At 56.0% G+C, this 22739-nt stretch carries 18 protein-coding genes and 1 pseudogene; all 19 read right to left on the bottom strand.

Annotation, left to right across the window (positions count from 1 at the left end):
• Positions 1 to 270: 270 nt before the first annotated feature.
• Positions 271 to 534, bottom strand: coding sequence for a 50S ribosomal protein L27 (rpmA, locus tag ACTNC3_RS07740; protein WP_410043594.1), 264 nt, complete (start codon positions 532 to 534; stop codon positions 271 to 273).
• A gap of 25 nt (positions 535 to 559) precedes the next feature.
• On the bottom strand, positions 560 to 865 hold the full coding sequence (rplU, locus tag ACTNC3_RS07735) for a 50S ribosomal protein L21 (protein WP_031553068.1): 306 nt from the start codon (positions 863 to 865) through the stop codon (positions 560 to 562).
• 222 nt (positions 866 to 1087) lie between these two features.
• The gene (locus ACTNC3_RS07730; RefSeq protein ID WP_441227030.1) at positions 1088 to 3760 is read right to left on the bottom strand and encodes a C40 family peptidase; all 2673 of its coding nucleotides are present in this window, start codon (positions 3758 to 3760) and stop codon (positions 1088 to 1090) included.
• Positions 3761 to 3860: 100 nt separating this feature from the next.
• Positions 3861 to 4793, bottom strand: a complete 933-nt coding sequence (locus ACTNC3_RS07725; RefSeq protein WP_441227029.1) for an RluA family pseudouridine synthase — start codon at positions 4791 to 4793, stop codon at positions 3861 to 3863.
• Position 4794: 1 nt separating this feature from the next.
• Entirely contained in the window at positions 4795 to 5307 is a 513-nt protein-coding gene (lspA, locus tag ACTNC3_RS07720; RefSeq protein WP_441227028.1) for a signal peptidase II, read from the bottom strand.
• A gap of 114 nt (positions 5308 to 5421) precedes the next feature.
• Positions 5422 to 6507, bottom strand: a complete 1086-nt coding sequence (gene aroB / locus ACTNC3_RS07715) for a 3-dehydroquinate synthase (protein ID WP_441227027.1) — start codon at positions 6505 to 6507, stop codon at positions 5422 to 5424.
• Positions 6508 to 6907: 400 nt separating this feature from the next.
• Positions 6908 to 7438: a cell division protein SepF gene (locus ACTNC3_RS07710; RefSeq protein ID WP_441227026.1), complete on the bottom strand. Its 531-nt coding sequence runs from the start codon at positions 7436 to 7438 to the stop codon at positions 6908 to 6910.
• Between the two features lie 156 nt (positions 7439 to 7594).
• Positions 7595 to 9034, bottom strand: a complete 1440-nt coding sequence (locus ACTNC3_RS07705) for an HlyD family efflux transporter periplasmic adaptor subunit (RefSeq protein ID WP_441227025.1) — start codon at positions 9032 to 9034, stop codon at positions 7595 to 7597.
• 13 nt (positions 9035 to 9047) lie between these two features.
• Positions 9048 to 9467: a twitching motility protein PilT gene (locus ACTNC3_RS07700; protein WP_441227024.1), complete on the bottom strand. Its 420-nt coding sequence runs from the start codon at positions 9465 to 9467 to the stop codon at positions 9048 to 9050.
• A gap of 448 nt (positions 9468 to 9915) precedes the next feature.
• A complete protein-coding gene (locus ACTNC3_RS07695; protein WP_441227023.1) occupies positions 9916 to 10956 on the bottom strand; it encodes a D-alanyl-D-alanine carboxypeptidase family protein in 1041 nt (346 codons plus the stop codon).
• Between the two features lie 124 nt (positions 10957 to 11080).
• On the bottom strand, positions 11081 to 11470 hold the full coding sequence (locus ACTNC3_RS07690) for a methylglyoxal synthase (protein ID WP_410043602.1): 390 nt from the start codon (positions 11468 to 11470) through the stop codon (positions 11081 to 11083).
• 75 nt (positions 11471 to 11545) lie between these two features.
• A complete protein-coding gene (locus tag ACTNC3_RS07685) occupies positions 11546 to 12685 on the bottom strand; it encodes an FtsW/RodA/SpoVE family cell cycle protein (RefSeq protein ID WP_410043603.1) in 1140 nt (379 codons plus the stop codon).
• Positions 12686 to 12778: 93 nt separating this feature from the next.
• Positions 12779 to 15649 (bottom strand): penicillin-binding transpeptidase domain-containing protein, encoded by a 2871-nt coding sequence (locus ACTNC3_RS07680; RefSeq protein WP_441227022.1) that lies wholly within the window; start codon positions 15647 to 15649, stop codon positions 12779 to 12781.
• Positions 15650 to 15660: 11 nt separating this feature from the next.
• On the bottom strand, positions 15661 to 16212 hold the full coding sequence (mreD, locus tag ACTNC3_RS07675; protein ID WP_410043605.1) for a rod shape-determining protein MreD: 552 nt from the start codon (positions 16210 to 16212) through the stop codon (positions 15661 to 15663).
• A 271-nt stretch (positions 16213 to 16483) separates the two neighbouring features.
• A pseudogene (gene mreC / locus ACTNC3_RS07670) lies at positions 16484 to 17302 on the bottom strand (rod shape-determining protein MreC); the annotation flags it as partial.
• A complete protein-coding gene (gene radC / locus ACTNC3_RS07665; protein WP_441227021.1) occupies positions 17283 to 17993 on the bottom strand; it encodes a RadC family protein in 711 nt (236 codons plus the stop codon). The gene radC and the pseudogene mreC, both read right to left, overlap by 20 nt.
• A gap of 125 nt (positions 17994 to 18118) precedes the next feature.
• The gene (locus tag ACTNC3_RS07660) at positions 18119 to 19399 is read right to left on the bottom strand and encodes an aminotransferase class I/II-fold pyridoxal phosphate-dependent enzyme (protein WP_441227020.1); all 1281 of its coding nucleotides are present in this window, start codon (positions 19397 to 19399) and stop codon (positions 18119 to 18121) included.
• Complete coding sequence (miaA, locus tag ACTNC3_RS07655) at positions 19363 to 20427, bottom strand: tRNA (adenosine(37)-N6)-dimethylallyltransferase MiaA (protein WP_441227019.1); 1065 nt, start codon at positions 20425 to 20427, stop codon at positions 19363 to 19365. Before miaA ends, ACTNC3_RS07660 begins: the two co-directional genes overlap by 37 nt.
• Positions 20428 to 20492: 65 nt before the next feature.
• The gene (gene mutL, locus ACTNC3_RS07650; RefSeq protein ID WP_441227018.1) at positions 20493 to 22724 is read right to left on the bottom strand and encodes a DNA mismatch repair endonuclease MutL; all 2232 of its coding nucleotides are present in this window, start codon (positions 22722 to 22724) and stop codon (positions 20493 to 20495) included.
• Positions 22725 to 22739: the final 15 nt, after the last annotated feature.

The raw sequence follows: 22739 nt of genomic DNA, 5'->3' as shown, positions 1-22739 counted from the left end.
CCGTGTTCTGGCATACAGCTTGCTGCTATGACAGACACGAACCATAAAGCAGGTTCTGTACTTTGAACTAAGATTTATCACGAGGGTGCCCTTAGGGCGGGCCCATCGTGATGCCATAGTGGCGAACGTATTCAGAGTTTTGCCTATGGCAAAACATCTTTACGCAGTGCCCACCATGTTCGGCTTCGTCCGGTATACACAATAATGTAGCAAAAACCCTGTACTGAAGATTCAGTACAGGGTTTGATTCTTGTAGAAGCGCTCAGTAAATTACTCAGCATCCACTGGCATAACGGAAACCTGCTTCTTGTCTCTGCCGAGGCGGCCGAACTTAACGACGCCATCAACCTTTGCAAAAAGAGTGTAGTCATTGCCGAGACCTACATTAAGACCCGGGTGAATTCTAGTTCCGTTCTGCTTGTAAAGAACATTGCCAGCCTTTACGAACTGACCATCTGCTCTCTTCTGTCCAAGTCTCTTGGACTCCGAATCTCTACCATTCTTGGTAGAGCCCATACCTTTATGATGAGCCATGATTATCCTCCAAAAAACAAACTGATTAGCCGATAGAATCGATCTTTACTTCTGTAAAGAGCTGTCTGTGACCATTCTTCTTATGGTATCCAGACTTTCTCTTGTACTTGTAAACGATTACCTTCTTGGCCTTGCCATTCTTAGTTACAGTGGCAGATACCTTAGCACCATCAACGACCGGTGTACCGATCTTCATAGCGCCATCATTAAGAACAAGCACCTGATCGAAAGTAACCTTGTCGCCTTCCTTTACATCAAGCTTCTCAACTCTAATGATATCGCCTTCGCTTACCTTGTACTGCTTTCCACCTGTAAGGATTACTGCATACATTACGAGGGTCCTCCTTTTTATCATTACTCGCTGGCTTCGGTGGTGTTTTCACACACTTCTACCTCGCCACGCGGCATACTCATATAAATTACTCTTCCATACTCGATTTGTCAATAAGTTTTGCAAAATTTATTTCACAGGATTCGACCCTCCGTAACAGTTAAGACGACAGGGAGGGGACCCGGAGGGCCCCATCATCTGAACGGTTACGACCTCCGGGCCTTATTCGATCAGTTTCCGATAGTACGGATAGTTCGCCGTCACCTCACTCACCGACACGTTATTCGCGCCGGAGTTCTCATGGATAACGATCATGTTTCCGTTGCCGGCCCACTGCAGGAACATCACGACATGCGAGTCCGCGCCGACACGAACGATGATATCGCCCGGCTGCAGCTCCGATCGCCGGATCTTCTGTCCCTCACCGATGAGCGTCGCCGTACTGCTCGCACCATTCAACCGTTTCCCGATCGCCGACCAGTAGACCCACTGTACCCAGCCGGAGCAGTCGAGCCCCCGCAGCACACGTCCCTTATAGTCCGCCTCGATGACACGACCGAAGCCGTTCTTCTCATAGCTCGCCGCACTCGCCTTTCCGCCCCAGTAATACGGGATCTTGCCGACCGATGAAAGCGCAAATTTGATAACCGCCTTCCGCGCCTCTGAAATATCGTCCGGCAGCGAGGACAGGTACTTCGAGATCTCCTCCTCTGTCAGCGGCTGCTTCGGATTGATGGTCGAGATCGAGAGACCATAGGTCTTGAACCAGTCCTGCGAAATCAGCTTCTGCACATAGCCCATCTGCTCCTCGGTCCATCCATTCCAGCCATTCCGCGCGAGCGCTGCATCGAGGCTCTTCGTCGCCTCGTTTTCGTCCTGATCATCCGCCGAGAGCGCCACCGTGCGGAGGCCCTTCGCATCCTCGAAGCCGTAGATCGTCACCTTCACATAGAGGTCCACATGCCCCGGACAGTAGTTCTTGCTCTTGACATCGGTCTCCGTGTTCGCGCTCTGCTTCTCCTCTTCGGCTGCGAGGCTCTGCTGCACGAGCTGGCGAAGCGTATTCTCGTCCATGTTCTTGAGCTGCTCCCCCGTGAAGGTACCAATCACGGTCTGCGCGCTGTCGGCCAATGCAGTCGTCGACTGAACGTCACCACCCACACTGCTGTTCGCGCCCGCTGCGGTTGTCGCCTGCTTATTCACCTCATCGATGCCCTTACCGGCTTCGTAACCCGCATAGCGCTTCTTTTTCTGTCCGTTCTCGTCCGTCTCGTACGTCGTATCCTCGGTACTCGTCGGCGTCGTCTGAGAAACGGCAGCCTGCGTCTCACTCGCTTCGGTCGAAACCGCTGCTGTCTCCGGCACCGCACTCGCGGCTGCAGTATCACTGTCTCCGAAGACCAGCATGCTGCTGGTCAGGGAAGCTGCTGCACGCGCGTTTTTCTGCGCCTCCGCATACTCCCTCGCCGTACCATAGCTGCCCGGCGCACCATAGTGAACGCCATCCAGTGATGCTAGCGTCTCCTGCGCGGCCTGCGCCATCGTGCCCGCCGTTCCATCGGTATCCGAAGTGTCGAGGTTACCCAGCTCCCGAAGTGATTTCAGTCCGGAGAGTAAACCGGAGCGACCGGTCGTAGCGCCCTGTGTGCTGCGCGTCGACATCTTCTTCACCGGCTTCATCGCCCCGAGCACCAGCATGCCACTGTTGCCGGACGCGGCCTGCGTCTGTGCGGCTGCCGCCTGGGTCTGGGACTGGGTCGGTGCAGCAGTCTGTGCCGGTGCTGCCGTCTGTGCGACTGCCTGCGTCTGGGCTTCCGTCGAGGCCGCCGCACTCTCCGGCACACTCGTCACTGCACTCTGGCTGCCTGCGCTTCCGCTGCCGCTGCCATCCGAGTGAAAGATGATCCCCTTGCCGCCGGCATTGCCCTCGGCGTCGGTCTGGGTTTCATAGTTCTTCATCTCCGCCGTCGTCGTGGTGCTGTCACCCGTCAGATTCAGTACCTGCTGGTTCTCAGCGGAAATCGCCGCGCTGCCCGCGGACAGTGCGTCCTGCGTGAGGAGTCCCTCGCTCCGGTTCGTCGCCGCCTGAAGCTGCAGCTTCAGCGCAGCCAGTGCCTCCTCGACCTTCTTCGCATCATCCGCCTCTTCCTTCGCCGTCCGGTTGATACAGCCGCTGTCGTAGTAGACCTTGCCGATGCTGATCGTGTAGCTTCTGGACTTGCTGTACAGCTCCTCACAGTACTTCTCGAAGGTATCGACGTCGAGGTAGTTGTGTGCGTAGCAGTACACGGACGCCATCGCCATGATGTCCTTGACGTTCGAGTACTCGTTCACCTGCTCGCCATCTGCGTTGTAGAAGGAGACATTGACATTTTTAAAGTTCGGGATGTACCAGGTCGAGGCATCATTCGGATCCTGCCCGCCGGCGTTCGGGTTATACTTACCCATGACGCGGCTTGAGCTCACGCCGAGGCGCTTCGCGAGATTGAGTGGCGAAACGCCCGCCTCATCGTAGATCTTCGCCAGGTACTCGTTATCCGCCGTCATCAGCTTCTGGTACACCTCACCGGCGTAGCTGTGGATGGTATCGCTGGTATCCGCGCCGTCGCGGTAGAAGTACGCGAGGTTCAGCTTATCCGGCGCCGGCTGGAACTGCGACGCGCTCTCGCTGTCCATGAGGTTCGCGAGGGAGGAACGCAGCCCACCGAAATTGAGGCCGTTCGCCTTCGGCAGCTCGCTGAGGGTGGCCAATGTTTCCTCCTCGACGACAGTCTCGGCCTCTGTTTCTGCAGCCGCCGTCTCTGCCGGTGCAGCGCCGTAGTGCTGCGCCGCGATGGACACAACAAGACCGGCAGCCAGTAAAACTGCTGTGGCTGCCGTCTGCTTTTTATTCATATGTAAATGGGAATCTTTAATTTTCATAGGCTTCATCATAGCACAGCTCAGCGCCCGAAAATTTTAATTTTTCTTGAATTTCAGCGAAGGGTCCCCTGCCTTAACTGTTATATTTATTCCGAAGCTTCGTCAGAAGCTCCTCGAAATACGCCGGATACGGCGAGCTGAACTCGACGTACTCCCCGGTTCGCGGATGAACGAAGCCCAGCACCTGCGCATGGAGACATTGGCCCTGAAGATCAAACGGGCACTTCTTCGGCCCATAGATCTCGTCCCCGAGCAGCGGATGACCGATGGAGGCCATGTGCACACGGATCTGATGCGTACGCCCCGTCTCGAGCGTGCACTGTACGAGGGTGTAGGCCCCGCCGAAGCGCTCGAGTACGTGATAGTGCGTCACAGCCGGGCGGCCGTTCAGCTCATCGATGGCTTGCTTCTTCCGGTCCTTCTTCGAGCGGCCGAGCGGTGCATCCACGGTGCCCTCGTCCTCCCGGAGGTTCCCGACCACGATCGCCACATAACGGCGGGTGATGGAGTGGACCTTCAGCTGCGCCGCGAGTGATTTATGAGCCTGATCATTCTTGCAGACCACGAGCAGTCCCGTCGTGTTCATATCGATGCGGTGGACGATGCCCGGACGCATCACCCCGTTGATGGAGCTCAGCTCCGAACCACAGTGATACATCACCGCATTCACGAGCGTGCCCTGCGCATGCCCCGCCGCCGGATGCACGACCATCCCCTTCGGCTTATTCACGATCAGCACATCCTGATCCTCGTAGATGATATCGAGCGGGATGTTCTCCGGCTCCACGTCGAGGGCCACCGGTGCCGGCAGGTCCAGTGACAGCACATCGCCCGCCTTCAGCTTCGTACTCGCCTTCGCCGGCTTCCCGTTCAGAAGGATACGCTTCTCCTTCAGCAGCTTCGCCGCATAGCTCCGCGAGATTTCCGGCTCCTTCAGCGTCGCGAGATACTGATCGATCCGGACCGGACACAGCGCCGATGGTACACGGATTTCTACGAAATTCATCTCACACCTCTTTGCTGCGATGCAGGAAGCCAAGTTCCTCATCCTTATAGTAGAAAAGGAAAAGCACGACCATCAGGGCGCAGCCCACCGTAACGTAGATATCGGCGACATTGAACACAGGAAAATCGATCGGGCTGAAATAGATGAAATCGACGACATACTGCTGACGGACACGATCGATGAAATTACCGAGCGCACCCGAAAAAATCAGCTCGCATACGAGCAGCAGCGGCAGAAAATGCCGGTCTCCCTGCGGGATGCGGTGCACGACATAGACGATGCCGCACAGCACCACCACGGTGATGATATAGAAGAAAATCTGTGCCCCCTGCAGGCTGCCGAACGCTGCCCCGCGGTTCTCGATATACAGAAGGTACAGCACATTCCGGATGATCGGCACACGGTCTGCCCCCATGAGATGCTCTACCGCAAGCTGCTTCGTGAACTGATCGAGACCGACCAGCAGCAACGCAAGCAGCAGAAAAATACCCCAACGTTTCAAATTCTCTTTCATCTTACTCCCTGTTTTCCAGTGCTTCGCCCGCCTTTCACGGCCGCCGCACGGTTCTCATCCCGTGGCATAAATCAGCGCACCGACAGCGCCCGGCCCGCACTCCATGTTTTGTTCTCAGTCTGTCTGCATGATGGACCGAAGCCCCTCGAGCATCTGCGCATCCGACACGGCAAGATCGATATAGGCCTCGCCGAGCTGCCGAAGCAGGATGAAGCGCACATGACCATGGTCCATCTTCTTATCCTTCCGCGTCGCCTGGAGGATCTCCTCCTGGTTCATCGCCCGGCAGCGGGTCTCGAGACCGACCGTCGCCATCAGTCGCTCAATGCTGTCGACCTCCGCCGCCGTCATCGTCCCGGAAATCTGCATCGCCGCGAGACAGCCGAACGCCACGCACTGGCCATGGCTGTAGCTGAAGTTCGAGCACTTCTCGATCGCATGTCCTAAGGTATGACCGAAGTTCAGCAGCTGACGCTCCCCCTTCTCGGTCGGATCGACCTCGACCACCGCACGCTTGATGAGATTACTCTGGTAGACGGTCTCCATCAGTACGGCCATATCCCGAAGCTCAAGCTCCGCCTGATGTGCCTTCAGGTAGTCAAAGTAATCACGGCTCCGGATAAGGGCATGCTTGATGACCTCCCCCATACCGGAGGCATACTGGATCGCATCGAGACTCCGGAGCGTCGCCACATTGCTATAGACGAGGGACGGCATGTGGAAGGCACCGACCATGTTCTTATAGGCACGGAAATCCACGCCCGTCTTTCCGCCGATCGAGCTGTCGACCTGTGAAAGCAGGGTCGTCGGAATCTGAATGAAACGGATCCCGCGCATATACGTTGCTGCCGCAAAGCCCGTCATATCACCGACGACACCACCACCGAGGGCGACGAACACATCATTTCGGTCGAAGCTCGCCTCGACCGCCGCCGCATAGATCTCCGCGATGGAATCTGTATTCTTATGCTCCTCCCCCGGCACCAGCACCAGCTCATGAAGCTCACGGAAGCACGGACGAAGCGCCGCGCGCACCTCCTCGAGATACAGCGGTGCCACATGCGCATCCGTCACGATCAGCGCACGCCGCTCACGAAGCCCCAGCGTCTCTACAGCCGCTGCCAGCCCCGCGAAACTCTCCTCGATATAAATCGAGTAGGAAAAAGCCCCCTGATACATCACATCTAATTCTCTCGCCATCGATCGATCCCCCTGCAAAAAACTCTTCTCATTCTATCATACAGATCCCATAAAATACAGTTCAGAAAACTACTCACTGAGATACCTTACAGTTACATCCGTAATCTTTCAGGCAGGTGCCCCGGAGGGCCGGCAACAGAAGCCATACGGAGCGGTCGTGAAAGATCAAGCAGGAGCCCCTTAGCGGCACTTGGTGTTATCTCTCCTTGGAACCCTCTGCAACGCTGAGTTTTCATAAAGAAAACTCAGCGTTGCAGAGGGCCTAGTGCCGCTTAGGGGCTTCGGCTTAGAGCTTTCCGAGCGCGCAGTACTGTGCTTCTGTTGCCGGCCCTCCGGGGCACCTGTCCTAAGATGTAAAAAACGGAGGGACCTGCGTCCCTCCGCCCTGTATCCGTTTCGATTAAACCCGAAGATTCAGACCACCGATGTTTACATCTGCGCTCGCTGCCAGAATATTCTGGAAATCACCGGACAACTCCACATTTGGCGGTGTCGCGATGAAAATATAGTTCGAGATCTTCTGAAGATTTCCCTCCAGAGAATACGCTGCACCGGATGTGAAATCGATGATGCGCTGCGCGATCTCCATATGAAGGCCCTCCATATTGAGAACAACGGCCTTCCCCTGAAGCAGGTAATCACAGATCTCTCTGGAATCATCCATCGAGGTCGGCTTGATCATGGTGACCTCCATACCTCTATGTGTCGGCTGCGGCTGTGCCTGTGACTTTCTGGAGAAAAGTGTCGGCTTTAACGGGCGATCCTCTGCCCCGTCGTCGTCCATATCCTGCGACTTTGATCTCGTGAAGATGTTACCACCACGCTGTGACTCTTCATAATAATCGTCGTCATAATTATAATCGTCATCCAGATCGTAATCATCATCCTGATCGACGCGCATGGATTTCATGATATTACTGATAAAGCTCATTTACTTAACCCCCGTGTACACACAGTTTCCCTACTATTCATAAGGTCTATTTTATACAATTATCGTTCCTTGTCAATAAATACAACTCCGTGTTCTGACATGAAAACACAGAATAGTGAAATTTTACACCATTTTCACGGCTTGTAAAGTCTTAAATCACTGGTAAACGAGCTGTCCGTCCTTCACGAGTGACGCATTCAGTACGATATGATCATAGACCGAGATGCCGTAATCTGTATTCTCGGCGACGACGAGGTAATCCGTGTTCTGCTCGATCGGCACGATCTGTCGGAAGATGCAGTAGCCACGGTTGATGTTGTAGACACCCTGCAGGGACTTCACCGGTCCCACCGGATAGGTCATCGTCGGGTCGAGCTGACCGCTCGCCGCCGCTTCCGGTCGCACGAGGATGTTATTCGTTCGGATCGAACTCGTATTACTGTCATCTGGAATGCTGAGGTAGCAGTACTGATCATCGATACGGTAGATGTCCGTCGGTACGAACTCGACGGAAGCACCGGAACCATCCTGAGCCACGGCCTCACGATAGAAGCCGGTGCTGCCATCCGGCCCCGTCGTCTTAAACGCCTTCGGAACGATATAGAAATCCTTCTCCGTAACCGCGGTCACTGGAATCTTGAGTCCCTTCTGATCATTCGTCACGATATCGAACTGGATGAAACGCTCGTCACAGAACTGTTCCATCAGCTCTGTAAAATCGAGCTGACCATAGCTGTTTCCATCCTTGCCCGTAAAGACCTGAAGCGTCGCGTTCACCGTCAGATCCGATTCTGTAAAGTGAACCTTTACACTCTTCACATCCTGATACTTCGCCTTCCCTGCGTCATCGAGCTGGAACACGAGGCTCCACTTCTCACTGGTGATCAGCTTATACACCGGCTGACCGCTCTCTATCAGCGCACCCGGCTTCGTGATGTTCCGCTTATAGCCACTCATCGTGAAGAGATCCGCAGTTACTGCGTCTGCCGTCAGCGCCTCATCACCGTCGATGGTATACGAGACCACTCCGGCCTGATCTGCACTCACCCTCACATAGTTGATACCGAGCTTCTGCAGTACATCATCGAGGTCCTGCGCATTCGCTACGCTGGAGTACTCGAGTGCAGACGCATCGAGGGCGTACTTCGTATTATACAGTGCAGAGAAATTGCTGTTTTTAAAGGACTGTGAAAACTGGGACAGACGATAGCGGATATCCGAGATCTGCTCACTCGTCATCTCCGTCGTAAGCTCCGGATGCTCCTTCAGATAGGACTGGAGTGCACCGGTCTCATCGATGGTATAGACATCACTGCCGACAGCCACTCTCCGGCCATCCTGGATATAGTAGTGCACATAGCCGGAGCTGGTTGCATTCACGGCCTGCTCCTGACGGATGGCGATGCCTGTATACTGCTGGTCACGGACGATGCTCCCCTTCTGAACCTCATAATATCGAATCTGGTCCCGGGAAACATAGGAGTATACACTAAAAACAATGTAGAGAAAGATAATCGCGAAGATTATCATCCCTACATTGAATTGAAATGGTCTTCTGTATTTAGCTGTAGATTTTACTTGCTGTTTAACGGCCATTGTGAACTGTGGATTAAAGCGCGATCGCTACATCCTTCTTAACGCTGTCAGGAAGATCCTCGGCATCCATCGATACGCTCAGTACGAAGGTTACCTTGTACTTATCGCCGAGATCCTCTAAACGCTTGATGCAGTTTGTGATATCTGCGCCCTCAAGAGAAGAAAGCTTAAGGAAGCTGTCCAGGAACATGTACTCAAGGTCGTGATCCTGAGAAATAATACCGCTTACGAAGCCGATGAAAGCATCTTCGGAATCGATTGGGAACTCATTTACGTTAATAAGACGGATCTTATTACTGAGCTCATACATATGCTGTGCCGACTTATCAAGGAAATCCACGCTGCCGTTGGCTTCCTTCACTACTGAGTTTGCCTTATCAAGAAGCTGCTTGGTCTTACCTTTGCCTCTCTTGCCTACAATCAACTGTACCATAGTCAAGTACCTCCTAACTTTTGTAGGTTTAGTATATCTCATTCGGGGGTCTAATTCAAGGAGCAATCACAGAACATGGCTTCTAAAAATCCGAGCGCACACCCCGGAGAGCCGGCACCAGAAGCACAGTACTGCGCGCTCGGAAAGCTCTAAGTCGAAACCCATAAGCGGCACTAGGCCCTCTGCAATCACTGAGTTTTCTTTATGAAAACTCAGCGTTGCAGAGGGTTCCAAGGAGAGATGGCAAGGAGACGATGCCATCAGAAGCGCCTACGGCGCGGGCATCGTCGTTTGATTTTGCCACCACGGTGGCAAAACGGCCTCGCCGCCCGGGGGCATCCATGCGCTGAAGGCGCATGGATATTTACCAAGTGCCGCTAATGGGTTACGACTTGATCTTTCACGACCACTTCGTATGGCTTCTGGTGCCGGCTCTCCGGGGTGTAGCTCAGTGGATCTTCTCCAGTAGCATCGTCATATTTGCGTAGAGATCATCGCGGGTTTTCGCCTTCATGACGGTGCTGATGAACTCCTCGCCGGTGGCTTCTTTTTCCGTCGCCTGGGTGAGGCAGTAGCCGGCGGCCTTTGTGGTGCCGGTCTTTCCGCCGAGGACGCGGAGGCCGTCCGGTGTCTCGACTTCACCAAGCATGTACTTGTTCGAGACGGTCCACTCCTGCTTCTTCGGCATGCCGTTCGCGTCCTTGTACTCCGGATCGTAATGCACGCTTCCGACGATCTCACGGAAGGCGTCATACGCGAGGGCTGCATGCAACGTCAGGTAGATATCATACGGCGTCATATAGTGATTCTCGTCCGGCAGTCCGTTCACGTTTACGAAGTGACAGCCGGTGGCACCGATCTCCATTGCCGTTTCATTCATCATCTCCACGAAGGCGTCAACGGAGCCGGCCGTGGCCTCCGCGACAGCCACCGCGGCATCATTTCCGGACGGCAGCAGCATACCATAGAGAAGCTCCTCGATGGTGAGGGTCTCGCCCGGATGGATATAGGCCATGGAGGATCCGGAAACCGTGATTTTCGAGTTCTGCGTGACCGTGAACTCCTGCTGCAGGTCGTCGACATGCCGGAGGCACACGAGGGCCGTCATCACCTTCGTGATGGATGCCGGGTAGGTGCGGACATACGGATTCTTCGAGACGAGCACCTGTGGATCGTCGCCCTCGTTCGAGACGAGAAGGGCTGCTTCTGCTGTGAGGCCGTCTGCCCCGACCGCCTGCTTCGCATCTGGAAGCGCGAGTCCCTTCGAGAAGCCATCTGCGTGCTTCCCGGAGACGTCGCTGACGCTGACCGCATTCATGCGGGTGAGTCCCATGCGGATGTCATAGCTGTGCTCCAGCTTCTTTCGCCCGCAGCCGGCGAGCGGTATCATAAAAAGCAAGCATAAAAGAAACGGAAGGAGTCTTCGCTGGAAGCTCCCTCCGGATGGTTTCATGCTGCGATCGCGATTCTTTCGATTCTGTCTAAGCATGTATCTGTTTATCTCCTGTCGTAATCTTTGTTGCCCTGATCTCGCACCGAGCGGACCGTGAAACCGTACCGACGCGCTGCGCTTGCAGGCAGCGGTTTCAGCCGGGCCATGGTCAATGTCTACATCAGATGTTTCGCCACTCGAGATCGCCACGCTCCAGCGCCTTGATCAGAAGCTCGGCGGTCGCGAGGTTCGTCGCGATCGGGATATTGTAGCTGTCGCACAGACGAACGATGGAGTTGACCTCCGGCTCCTGTGCCTTCACATGTAACGGGTCACGCAGGAAAATCACCATATCGAGGTTTCCCTGCTCGATCTGTGATGCCAGCTGACGAGCGCCGCCCGTCTCTCCCGGAAGGAATTTATGTATACGAAGATTCGTGACCTCCTCGATGAGGAGTCCGGTGGTACCGGTCGCATAGAGCTCATGCTTGCTCAGGATGCCACGGTAGGCGATGCAGAAGTTCTGCATCAGCTTCTTCTTTGAATCATGTGCGATTAATCCGACATTCATTATTGAGACCTCTCTGACCTTACTTTTTCATTGTACAACATAGAAGCATGACGCCCTTCAAAAAGGAACGTTGATTCACGCACGATTGCTTCTCTGCAATGCTACATTTAACACGATGCCCATACCGGCATAGACGGAAACCAGTGAACTTACGCCTCTCGAGAAAAAAGGAAGTGTGATGCCGGTATTCGGGAAGATTCCCGTGGTTACCGCAATGTGCGTATAGGTCTGAAATCCGATCCATGCCATCATACCGACACAGATCAGACGTCCACTGAGATTTCGAGCCTTCCTTGCTATTATAAGACATTCTACGATAATCAACAAGAATAATATGATAATTATCAGCGATCCACGGAAGCCGAGCTCCTCTCCCACGACTGCAAAAATGAAGTCATTATCCTCCTCCGCGAGGAAATTACCGTTTTTCACGGAAAAAATGGAGCTGTTGTAGAGCCCCTTGCCCGTCAGCTTTCCGGAGCCGATCGCCATCATGGAGTACATCTGCTGGTAGAAGGTCTGCGTGTTCTCCGACGGGTTCAGGAAGGTCAGGATACGCTGTGCCTGATAGCCACGCAGCAGCGGGATCTTATCATAGAGGCCCGACCGGAACAGATAGACGAAGATCAGGGCGAAGGGAACGATGGCGAGGACCACACCGAGGATCCACCGGAAGCTGATATCCGACGCAAAGACCATGGCCGCTACGATGATCGTGATGATGATACTCGTACTCAGGTTCGGCTGCAGAAGGATCAGCAGGATCGGGATCATAAACCACACGAAGGCCATCAGCACGATGTGCGGCAGATTGATCTGGTCCTTCGCCCGCTGAAAGTAGGCAGCGAAGAACACGATGAGTCCGATCTTCACGAACTCGGCCGGCTGGACCTGTCCGATGACCGGCAGCTGTATCCAGCGGACCGCATCGTGTCCGGCGGCGGTTCCGTAGATCAGAACACCCGCGAGGAGCAGGACGCAGAACAGGTAGATCAGATTCGCCTGCTGCACGATCCAGCGATAGTCCACGAGCGACAGGGCGATGCAGATCGCCAGCCCGGCGAAGGAACCCAGGATCTGACGCACGACCTGTACGTCCCGAAAGCTCTCGGCACCGACCGCGGAGCGCATGACGAGCACGCCGAAGATGTTCAGCACGATCATATAGAGGACGAGCCGGAAATCATAATGCTTAAAATTGTAATCAAACCTCATATGTCTACTCTTCTATGAATGACTGCCTGTGCTGCGCAGCGCCTGTTGCCTACACATGCGCACGCGCACACACGGAAAGGAAGGTGACGATGCTTAGTCGGAAACATTGACCGAGGAAACGTAGGACGCATCCCGTGAAAGGATGGCCTCGAGACTGTCCTTGCCATAGCAGTAATTGTATACGTTGTTTGCGAGACTCGCGGCGTTACCGGAGGAATATCCGTACAGGATGTTCACGGTGACGGCGATCTCCGGATTGTCATACGGCGCGTAGGAAACGAAAACCGCATGGTTACCACGGTCCTCACGCTCCTCTGCGGTACCGGTCTTACCGGCGATCGGGATATTCTGACCGCTGAAGACGTTCTTCGCGACACCATCCGTGATCATCTCACGAAGTCCGGTCTGCACCGCGTTCCAGGTTACCGTGCTGAACTCAAGCTGGTCCTTCACCTTCGGCTCGATCGTACGAAGCACGTTTCCGTCGGAGTCCGTCACCTTGTCGAGGATCGAGAGGTCGAAGACTGTGCCACGGTTTGCGACAGCGGTGATATAGCGGGCGAGCTGCACGTTATTGTATGCATGATTACCCTGACCTATCGCAGAACGCTCCGGATCGTAATCCGAGATGTGCGGCTTCGTCTCATCGATTTCGACGCCCGAGAGGGAATCGAGTCCGAAGGCAGCGGCGTACTTTGCGATCCGCTCGAGACCGAGAGTCTGGCTGTAGATGCCGTTCGGATCCGTCGCCAGTCGATGGCCGACCTCGGCGAAGAAGAAGTTGCAGGAGTTCTTGATACCATCGATGATATTCTCCTCCCCATGCTTCTCCGGGTAGATCCAGCAGCGGATGTTCGGTACGACGTCCTTGTAGATACCGGTACAGTCGATGATGGTCGAGAGGTCGATGACGCCCTCTTCCATCGCCGCGATCGAGGTGATCGGCTTGAAGGTCGAACCAGGTGCGAGCTGGGTCTGGGTTGCGTTGTTGAGAAGCGGCAGGGACAGGTCCTTGTTCACCTTCGCGAGGTAATCACTGTCCGTGATCCGGTTGTTGTCGAAGCCCGGATAGGTCACGAGGGCCCGGATCTTTCCAGTCTTCACATCCGTCACGACGACCGAGCCGTTGCACGGATCCAGCGCAAGCTGTGCCGGGGTCAATGCAATCTGCCGGACCTTCTTCACGAGGAAGGTGTAGGCATAGTGCGCGTCGCCGGTTGAAAGCTGCAGGTAGGCCTGTGCATCCTCCGGGAGAACGCCCTGCTCGAAGAGGGCCATCAGTAAGAGGTAGCCCTGAAGGGTGTTGTCCGCGATCGCGTACTTATAAAGGACCTTGTCAAAATCCGTATCGTCCCGGAGCCGCACCATCAGCTGCTCGACGAGCAGCTGGTAGATGTTCTCGGTATCATAGTAATCTTCGGAAAGCGACAGCTTCGAGGTATCGAGCCACGCCTCCTCGAGGCCGGCGATGATGAAGTCGTGGAGACTGATGGTGTCGTTTCGCCATGCCTGGTAGGCCTCCGAATCCTTAAACTTCTGATTCGAGCTCTGAATCATACCCGAGGCGTCACTCAGAAGATAGTCATAGATGTAGACGATGAAGGCCTGCATATCCTTCGGAAGCGCATTCAGTTCACTCGTACTCGGGTTCAGGAGCTCCTGCTCGATGCGCTGAAGCTTCTTTTCCTTATTGTCCGCGAAGATGTCCGCGATCTGGCGCTCGGCGCTGCCCGGCGCAGCCTCGGCGAAATGGGCGGAATCCAGCACGTTATTATTGATGAGCTGGAAGTAGGCGTCCTTCACCGGGATGGTGATCTGGGACTGCTTTACCTGCACGTTCTGCGGAGCATCCGATTCGACGATCTTCGATGCGAGTATGCCGGCCAGCTCCTGCTCGAGCAGGTGGTAGATCGCGATCTGGTCGTTCGCGGAGATGGTGGTATAGATATCATTGCCCGCCTTCGCCTCGGATTCCGAGACGACCTCGAGGACAGAGCCGACGGAGTTCAGGTACATCTCGCGGTAGCCCTTCTGTCCCTTCAGCTCGGACTCCATGCTCTTCTCGAGACCCCAGACGCCGACGGTGTCGTTCAGCTCGTAACCCTCATCGATCTTTCGGAGCTCTGCGAGCTGATCCTCCCGGACCTGGCCGGTATAGCCGACGATGTGGCTCAGGTACGGCGCATAGTTGTACTTTCGTACGGAAACATTTTCGATATCGACACCCTGCAGCTCACCCTTCGCCTCGAGGATCTCCGCCATGCACTCCTTCGACACGTTCTTTACGATGGTCGTGGTCTGGTAGCGCTGGTAGGCGGTGAGACGCATGGTATAGAAGATGTTGATCATATCGAGGGCGGTCTCGTCATCGAGGACGATCGCCATGCCGTTTTCATCCTTGATGTTATCGAAGCGGTAACGACGCTTCGAGGTGTTGAAGGCCTCCTGTGCACTTATGTTAAAGTCCTTGGCGCTTAGGTCGGAGACATTGCGCCCGCGAATGTTCGCGATAAAGCGCTTCCGGTCATTTTCCGAGCTCGTCGTGAACTGAAACTCATGATTCTCATCGAGCCGGATTTTATACTGTCCGTCGACGGAATAGCCGTACTTCTCGATGATCTCCGTCAGGTGATACAGCATCAGATTCCGGCGGTTGATGCCCTGATCCGTCGTGTCGTAGGCACCGTTGTCGGCGATCGTGATGTTGTACTGAAGCTCGTTATACGCGAGGAGACGACCGTCGCGGTCATAGATATTGCCCCTCGTACCGACCGTGGTCACCTTCGTCAGGGTACGGTTCTGATAATCCGAGAGGTACTGATCTCCGTTCACGATCTGCAGCTCGAACAGGCGTCCTGCGAGTACCGCAAATAAAAGCGTGAAAATCATCCCCAGTGCAAAGAGACGGGAGCTGATGAAACGGATGATAAATTCTTTAACTGCGCTCAGTAATTCCTTGAACAATGAAGACTCCTCTAGCGTTCGATCCGCTCATGGGCGGAGAAGAAGAAACGATACAGTACCAGTGTGACGAGCAGTGAAAATACGATGGACGGCAATACGACGTGCAGTCCATAGTACAGAAGATTCAGCTTCAGTCGGATCAGGAAGCGGAACACATAGATGTAGATGTGGTAGATCATGAGATTGAATACGCACATGAACATCGGCAGGGTGATGTACTCTTCGTAGTAGAAGCGGCTGAAGAAGCCGTTGAGATAGCCGATCAGGACGAAGACCAGGCTGTAGAAGCCGAAGGGACCGGAATAGAAAAGGTCCATCAGGAGGCCGGCACCGAGTCCGTAGATCATGCCCGGCAGACTGCCGTGCAGGAAGCCGAAGGAGAAGGTCAGGATCAGCAGCAGGTTCGGGGAAGCGGCGAGAAACGGAATCAGCGGAAATACGCTGGTCTGAATCAGGAACGCAAGCCCCAGGGATGCGATATAAAAGAGGATACGAAGACGCTGCTTCGTCTTCCGCTTCAAAGGCTTCCATTTCGGTAATTTTCGTTTCGTAACTGCGTTCATATCCTATCCGACCTCACCCTGCATTCTCGTCTGTGCTCTCGTCAGAGGCACTCGTCTCGCCGGTGATGTCGCTGAGCGGCGTCAGCCCTTCCATCCCGGACCACTGTGAAGACGCCTCCGTGGACGCGATGCTCTGTCCGTCTGCTGCAGTGGCACTCTCCTCGGCGGTTGCACTCTCCTCGGTGGCAGCACTCTCCTCGGCGGCCGTCGTGTCCGTCAGGTTCTTCATCAGGACATCCTGTCCCTCATTCGTGTCGAGGAAGTGGTCAGACTTTACATCCTTCAGCACGAGGACCTCGGTGAGATCATCGAAATCGGCTGCCGGAATCAGATAGCCGGTCTTCATCAGCTTCTTCTCGTCATCCTGGATATCGACGGCGTAGCCGATGAGGATCCCCGGCATGAACTTCGAGGAGATGTTGGAGGTGACGATGCGGTCACCGTCCTGGATCGTCGCGTCCTTCTGCATGTCGGTGATGCGGAGCCGTCCCTGCTGGTAAAGGGTCAGGTCGCCGGCGACGATGCAGGTGCTGCTCGACTGCAGGCACATCGCAGAAACGCGGGACTCGTCGTCGATGATGGAACGGACGGTCGCGTAATTCAGGCCGACGTCGGTCACGATGCCGACGAGTCCACCGTTCGCCATGACGTTCTGATCGACGCGGATGCCGTCCTGGGAGCCCTTATCGATACGAAAGACCTGGAACCAGTTCTCGGAATCCTTTGCGATGACGCGGGCGGCTACCTTCTCATACTGAAGGTAATCCTGATCCAGGGCATAAAGATCACGGAGGCGACTCAGCTCGCCCTCGTTCTGGGCGAGCCGGTTGTTCTCCTCCGTGAGCAGGTCGATCTGTTCATTTAAGCGCTTGTTCTCCTCCTGTACGGCCTTCAGGCTGCGATGGTCCTCGAGCTCCTCATAGAGCCCGTAGCCCACGCGGTTCACGCCGGTCTGGAGCGGCACCAGCACATAGCCGATGGTGTTTCGGATCGGGTTCATGAGACCGTCCTTTACGCTCGAAAGGACGATCATCATGACGCATAGTACCGTAAGAACAATAAAGATATATTTACTCTTCCTGTTTTCCACTGATTAATTCCTGTTCTCTGAAGCTGATATAGCGATGGTCGCCGATGATGACATGATCGATGAGGCGTATCCCGACGAGCTGTGCGGCCTGCTCCAGCTCACGCGTGAACTTGATATCCTCCTCCGACGGTGCCGGATCTCCGCTCGGGTGATTGTGCACCATGATGAAGCAGGCGGCATGAATGCCGAGCGCTTCGATGAAGATCTCCCGTGATGAAATCGCAGAGCGACAGCAGGTGCCGGTCGAAAGGAGCTTATCCTTCAGAAGCTGCATCTGGTAGTCGAGGTAGAGGATGCGGACGACCTCATGGTCGAGATACCGGAGATCCTCCATATAGTACTCTGCCACCAGCTCAGGGCGTGAAAACACGGTATGCTTCACTCTCTTCGCCCGCTGCCAGATGCGGTGCGCGATTTCACCGACGACGCTGAGCTGAACGGCCTTCACATAGCCGATCCCCTCCACCTGCCGGTACTCCTCCGGCGTAAAGTGCATCATCCCGACGAGTCCGTCAAATTCCGGATTCATGGACAGCACCTTTTCTGCCACCTCCAGCACCGTGTGATTCTTCGTGCCGGTGCGCAGCAGGATCGCGAGGAGCTCCGCGTCGGTGAGGCTCTCCGCCCCCAGCGTCATGCACTTCTCGTACGGCATCTCCTCAGGTTTCAGATTATTCCATTTATTACACATATTTACTCCTTGTCCCAGGGAAGAACATGGAGCCCACGATGCCTTATTCTAACATAAAGCGGCAAAACCGTAAACGCCTAAGAGTTTACGGTTTTGTGATGATTCTGTGTCTTGTTTTTTAATATTTAAATCGTGATGAGGCCCTTTTCCAGCATCTTCTGTACGGACATCATGATGCCGAGCTTTCCGTGGTACCAGGTGAGGCCGCCCTGGAAGTAGACGTTGTACGGTGCACGGATCGGGCCGTCGGCAGAGAGCTCGATGGAACTGCCCTGAACGAAGGCACCGGCCGCCATGATGACCTTGCTGTCGTACCCCGGCATATCATCCGGATACGGGGTGACGAAGCTGTCGATCGGTGCGGCTGCCTGGATGCCCTGGCAGAACGCGACCATGGCCTCCTCGGAGCCGAGGGTGATCGCCTGGATGATGTCGTAGCGGGTGGTGTCTGCACTCGGGTGGCACTGGAAACCTAAGCGCTCATACACCTTTGCAGCGAAGATGGCGGTTTTCTCAGCATTGGCCGTGATGACCGGGGACATGAAGAGGCCCTGGTAGAACAGCTTGTTGTTATCGAGGGAAGCACCGACCTCCTTACCGAGGCCCGGGGTCGTGAGGCGTACGGCTGCACGCTCCACGCAGTCCTTCGTGCCGGCGATGTAGCCGCCGAGTGGCGCGAGTCCGCCGCCCGGGTTCTTGATGAGGGAGCCCACGACCATGTCGGCTCCGTACAGGGACGGCTCCTCACGGCGGGTGAACTCACCGTAGCAGTTATCGACCATGCAGATCACGTCCGGCTTGATGGACTTCACGAAGGCAATGAGCTCGCCGATGCGCTCCGGAGAGAAGGTATCCCGGCTTGCGTAGCCCTTCGAGCGCTGGATCTCGACGAGATGCGTACGCTCGTTGATGGCGGCACGGATGCCGTCGTAGTCGAAGCCGCCGTCCGGCAGCAGGTCGACCTGACGGTACGTGATGCCGTACTCGGCGAGGCTGCCGATCGACGGACGGATGCCGATGATCTCCTCTAGGGTGTCATACGGGCCGCCGGCCGGACAGAGGATCTCGTCCCCCGGACGGGTGTTGCCGGCGAGGGCGATGCCGAGGGCGTGTGTGCCGGAGGTGATCTGTGAGCGGACGAGTGCATCCTCGGTGCCGAAGACATTGGCATACACCTGCTCGAGGGTATCTCGACCGATATCGTCGTAGCCGTAGCCGGTGGTGCCATAGAGATGCGCCTCGGATACGTGCGCGTCCTGGAAGGCCTTCACGACCTTCAGCTGATTGTACTCGGCGATGCTGTCGATTTCTGCGAAGCGGTCGCGGAGGTCGGCGAGGGCCTCCTCACAGAGTGTATATACTTCTTCCTTTATGCCCAGTGCACGGAACATGTCTCGATTATCCATTCTACTATCTTTTCCTTCTTATATTCAAAATTCTGAAGCTCGACCCAGTGGACGTCGCGTTCGCGGCGAAACCAGGTGAGCTGGCGCTTCGCATAATTCCGCGAGTTCTGCTGAATCTTAGCGACAGCCTGAGCCATTATAACACGATTCTCCGGGGTTTCAAGCGGAAGGGCCCGGAGTTCCGCCTCGGAAACCACGGATTTCGAGGCTTCTTCGACGGAAATCCCCTTCTGATACGCGAGGATCGTGTCGAGCGCCGCGAGGACCTCGCGGTAGCCGATCCCCTTCATCGAGGTGCGCTCCGGCGGCAGGTTTCGGGCACGGAGCCGGATGCACTCGTCGAGGAGGCCGTCCGACAGCATCCCCTCGACGCGCTGGTTGATGCGCGCGTAGAGCTTCTCTCGTTCGTCGTTCAGGACGAAGAAAACACTGTCGTAAATAGCGGTCTTCGCCCTCTCCTCTTCGTTATGGGCTGAGATCGGGGTGCCGTGGAGCTCGTAGAAGCTGAGGGCACGGATCACGCGGCGGATATTGTGGGCGTGGATCTTTTCGGTCGACGCCGGGTCGACCTCACGGAGGCGCTCGTAGAGCTGCTCTGCGCCGCCCGGCTGGTCGGCGATCGCCTGGAGGCGGGCCGATACTTCCTGATGCTTCGTAGCATCCTCTTCCGTGAAGTCGATGCCATAGAGAAGCGCCTGGATATAGAAGCCGGTGCCGCCGACGAGAATCGGGATATGGCCGCGCCGGTAGATGCCGTCGATCGCTTCCGACGCCATCTGCTGGAAGGCCTGCACGTCATAATCGGTGTCGACGTCGATGACGTCGATGAGGTGGTGCGGAACACCCTCCATCTCCTGCTTCGTCACCTTCGCAGAGCCGATGTCGAGGCCTCGGTAGACCTGGACGGAATCCGCCGAGACGATCTCACCGTCGAGCGCTTTCCCGAGCGCCACCGAGGTGCTCGTCTTCCCTACGGCGGTCGGGCCGGCGAGGATGATGAGCGGTCTCTTCGCAATGTTGATATTCATAGTCTCTGCTTCCTTTCGGTGGCCGGAGGGCTTCCTGCGGCCCGCCTTACATGAATGTCTGGTATTCAGACAATTCTTTTAAACTTTTTCTCCAGTTCTGTTTTCGACATCGAGATGATCGTCGGACGGCCGTGCGGGCAGGCGTACGGGTTCTCGAGTGTCAGGAGCTCGCCGATGAGGGCGTCGGCTTCCATGAGGCTGAGTCTGTTGTTGCCCTTGACGGCGGCCTTGCAGGACATCGAAGCGATTTTGTCGTAGATGGTATCCGGGGTCGTCATGCCGGCTTCGTCCGTGAGCTCATCGAGGATCTCAAGGAGGAGCTCCTTCTTTCCGAGCTCCGGGAGGTCGGTCGGGATGGCGGAGATGCTGTAGTCGCGATCCCCGAGGCTGGAAATCACATAGCCGAGCTTTTCGAAGTAGCTCATGTGCTCCTCAAGGACACGGGCTTCGTCGGCGGTCAGGGTCAGAAGAATCGGTGGATTCAGGTACTGGCTGGCCGGCTTCTTCTCTCGAAGGCGCTTCATCATGCGTTCGAAGTTCACCTTCTCGTGGGCGGCGTGCTGGTCGATGATGTAGAGCTTATCACCGTACTCGACGAGCCAGTAGGTCTCGAAGACCTGCCCGATGATACGGTGCGCGGTGCGCGCCTGTTCACTGAGGAAGCGATCTGAGAACAGGGTTTCCTGCTCCGGCTTCTGTGGCGCTGGTGCGGGTGCCGTGGTCTCCGATGACGCGGATGGCGCTGGTGCGCTCACCATCTCAGACGACGCGGATAATGCAGCGTCGGCAACGGTACTCTTCTCTTCCGAAGAGGCAGAAATCGCAGATGCATTGCCTGCTTCCTTCACTTCGTGCACCATCGGAACAGCGCTCGTTCCAGCGGCTGCCTGAATGTCCTTCGTGACTGAAACATCATCTGTCGAAAGACGTTCAGCAACAGTAGCTTTCTGTTCTCCTGCGGCTGTCACGGTATCAGACGATGAGGTCACGGCACGCGGCATCTCCGCTTCGCTTCTCCGCTCATGGAGTCCGTCATGGCTTCCGCTGTTGCCGTTGCGTGGCTGTCCCTGGAGGTAGATGTCCTCCTTCGGAGCGGCGTCCGGGTGCAGCTGCGGGCGGAGGGCTTCCGCGAAGACTTCACGAGTCGCCTCCACGCGCTTCTTTTCGAACGGCTCGACATGTGGCATGACCGGGGGTTTCGGCACGGCACTTCCGCTGCCAGTCGAAGTGGCGGCGTGTGCGCCTCTGCCGTCGGCAGCATTGTCCAGATCCGTGTTTACGATCAGCTCCGTCTGGCGGAGGGCGTTCTGCACGGCGTCGAGGACGGAGTTATAGATGAGCATGCCGTCGGAGAAGCGCACCTCGAGCTTCTGCGGGTGGACGTTCACATCGACGATCTCCGGATTCACGTCGATCATCAGCACGACGAACGGGAACTTGTGCTGCATGAGGAAGGCGCGGTAGCCGTCCTCGATCGCCTTCATGATCATCGGGTTCTTCACGAAGCGCTCGTTCACGAAATAGAGCTCGAAGTTGCGGTTCGCGCGGGTGATCACAGGCTTTCCGATGAAGCCGCGGACGGTGACCGCCGGGAGTCCGGTGAGGGCCGAGCGCTGGTAGGCGCGGTTCACGGTGATGAGCTGGTTCGTGACGTCGCGGCCGTAGATCGAGTAGACCACGTCCAGGAGGGAGCCGTTGCCAAGCGTCGCGAGGAGCTGGCGGCCGTCCTGCAGGTAGCGGAAAGCGACCTCCGGGTGGGCCAATGCTTCTTTCTCCAGGATATCCTGGATCCGGGCCGCTTCGGCCTGCGGACTTTTCAGGAATTTACGGCGCGCCGGGACGTTTTTAAAGAGATCCCGCACGATGAAGGTCGTGCCGTCGGGTGCGCCGATCTGGGCGAAATCCTTCTCGACACCGCCTTCGATCTGGTAATGCACAGCCATGAGGGCACCCGGGGTCTTCGTGATCAGCTCGACGCGGGCGACACTGGCGATGGAGGCGAGGGCCTCACCGCGGAAGCCGAGTGTCTGGATACTGAGGAGGTCGCGGGCATCGCGGATCTTCGAGGTGGCATGGCGGACGAAGGCATTACGCACATCCTCCTCTGCGATGCCGCCGCCGTTATCCGTCACACGGATCATGGAGATGCCGCCGTCGTGGATCTCGACCGAGACCGCGGTGCTGCCAGCATCGATGGCGTTCTCGAGGAGCTCCTTCACGACACTGAGCGGCCGCTCGATCACCTCGCCAGCCGCAATCTGATTGATGGTCTCATCACTTAAAATGTTGATTTTCATGTGTCAATCCTCGAT

Origin of the sequence: Oribacterium sp. HCP3S3_B9, from assembly GCF_052064255.1 — a bacterium.
Lineage (GTDB): Bacteria > Bacillota > Clostridia > Lachnospirales > Lachnospiraceae > Oribacterium.
This window is presented reverse-complemented; position numbering and strand designations above follow the sequence as displayed.

Excerpts from the sequence above, each read along its gene's own strand:
- rpmA (WP_410043594.1), bottom strand. The coding sequence starts at position 534 with ATGGCTCATCATAAAGGTATGGGCTCTACCAAGAATGGTAGAGATTCG.
- rplU (WP_031553068.1), bottom strand. The coding sequence starts at position 865 with ATGTATGCAGTAATCCTTACAGGTGGAAAGCAGTACAAGGTAAGCGAA.
- ACTNC3_RS07730 (WP_441227030.1), bottom strand. The coding sequence starts at position 3,760 with ATGAATAAAAAGCAGACGGCAGCCACAGCAGTTTTACTGGCTGCCGGT.
- ACTNC3_RS07725 (WP_441227029.1), bottom strand. The coding sequence starts at position 4,793 with ATGAATTTCGTAGAAATCCGTGTACCATCGGCGCTGTGTCCGGTCCGG.
- lspA (WP_441227028.1), bottom strand. The coding sequence starts at position 5,307 with ATGAAAGAGAATTTGAAACGTTGGGGTATTTTTCTGCTGCTTGCGTTG.
- aroB (WP_441227027.1), bottom strand. The coding sequence starts at position 6,507 with ATGGCGAGAGAATTAGATGTGATGTATCAGGGGGCTTTTTCCTACTCG.
- ACTNC3_RS07710 (WP_441227026.1), bottom strand. The coding sequence starts at position 7,438 with ATGAGCTTTATCAGTAATATCATGAAATCCATGCGCGTCGATCAGGAT.
- ACTNC3_RS07705 (WP_441227025.1), bottom strand. The coding sequence starts at position 9,034 with ATGGCCGTTAAACAGCAAGTAAAATCTACAGCTAAATACAGAAGACCA.
- ACTNC3_RS07700 (WP_441227024.1), bottom strand. The coding sequence starts at position 9,467 with ATGGTACAGTTGATTGTAGGCAAGAGAGGCAAAGGTAAGACCAAGCAG.
- ACTNC3_RS07695 (WP_441227023.1), bottom strand. The coding sequence starts at position 10,956 with ATGCTTAGACAGAATCGAAAGAATCGCGATCGCAGCATGAAACCATCC.
- ACTNC3_RS07690 (WP_410043602.1), bottom strand. The coding sequence starts at position 11,470 with ATGAATGTCGGATTAATCGCACATGATTCAAAGAAGAAGCTGATGCAG.
- ACTNC3_RS07685 (WP_410043603.1), bottom strand. The coding sequence starts at position 12,685 with ATGAGGTTTGATTACAATTTTAAGCATTATGATTTCCGGCTCGTCCTC.
- mreD (WP_410043605.1), bottom strand. The coding sequence starts at position 16,212 with ATGAACGCAGTTACGAAACGAAAATTACCGAAATGGAAGCCTTTGAAG.
- radC (WP_441227021.1), bottom strand. The coding sequence starts at position 17,993 with ATGTGTAATAAATGGAATAATCTGAAACCTGAGGAGATGCCGTACGAG.
- ACTNC3_RS07660 (WP_441227020.1), bottom strand. The coding sequence starts at position 19,399 with ATGGATAATCGAGACATGTTCCGTGCACTGGGCATAAAGGAAGAAGTA.
- miaA (WP_441227019.1), bottom strand. The coding sequence starts at position 20,427 with ATGAATATCAACATTGCGAAGAGACCGCTCATCATCCTCGCCGGCCCG.
- mutL (WP_441227018.1), bottom strand. The coding sequence starts at position 22,724 with ATGAAAATCAACATTTTAAGTGATGAGACCATCAATCAGATTGCGGCT.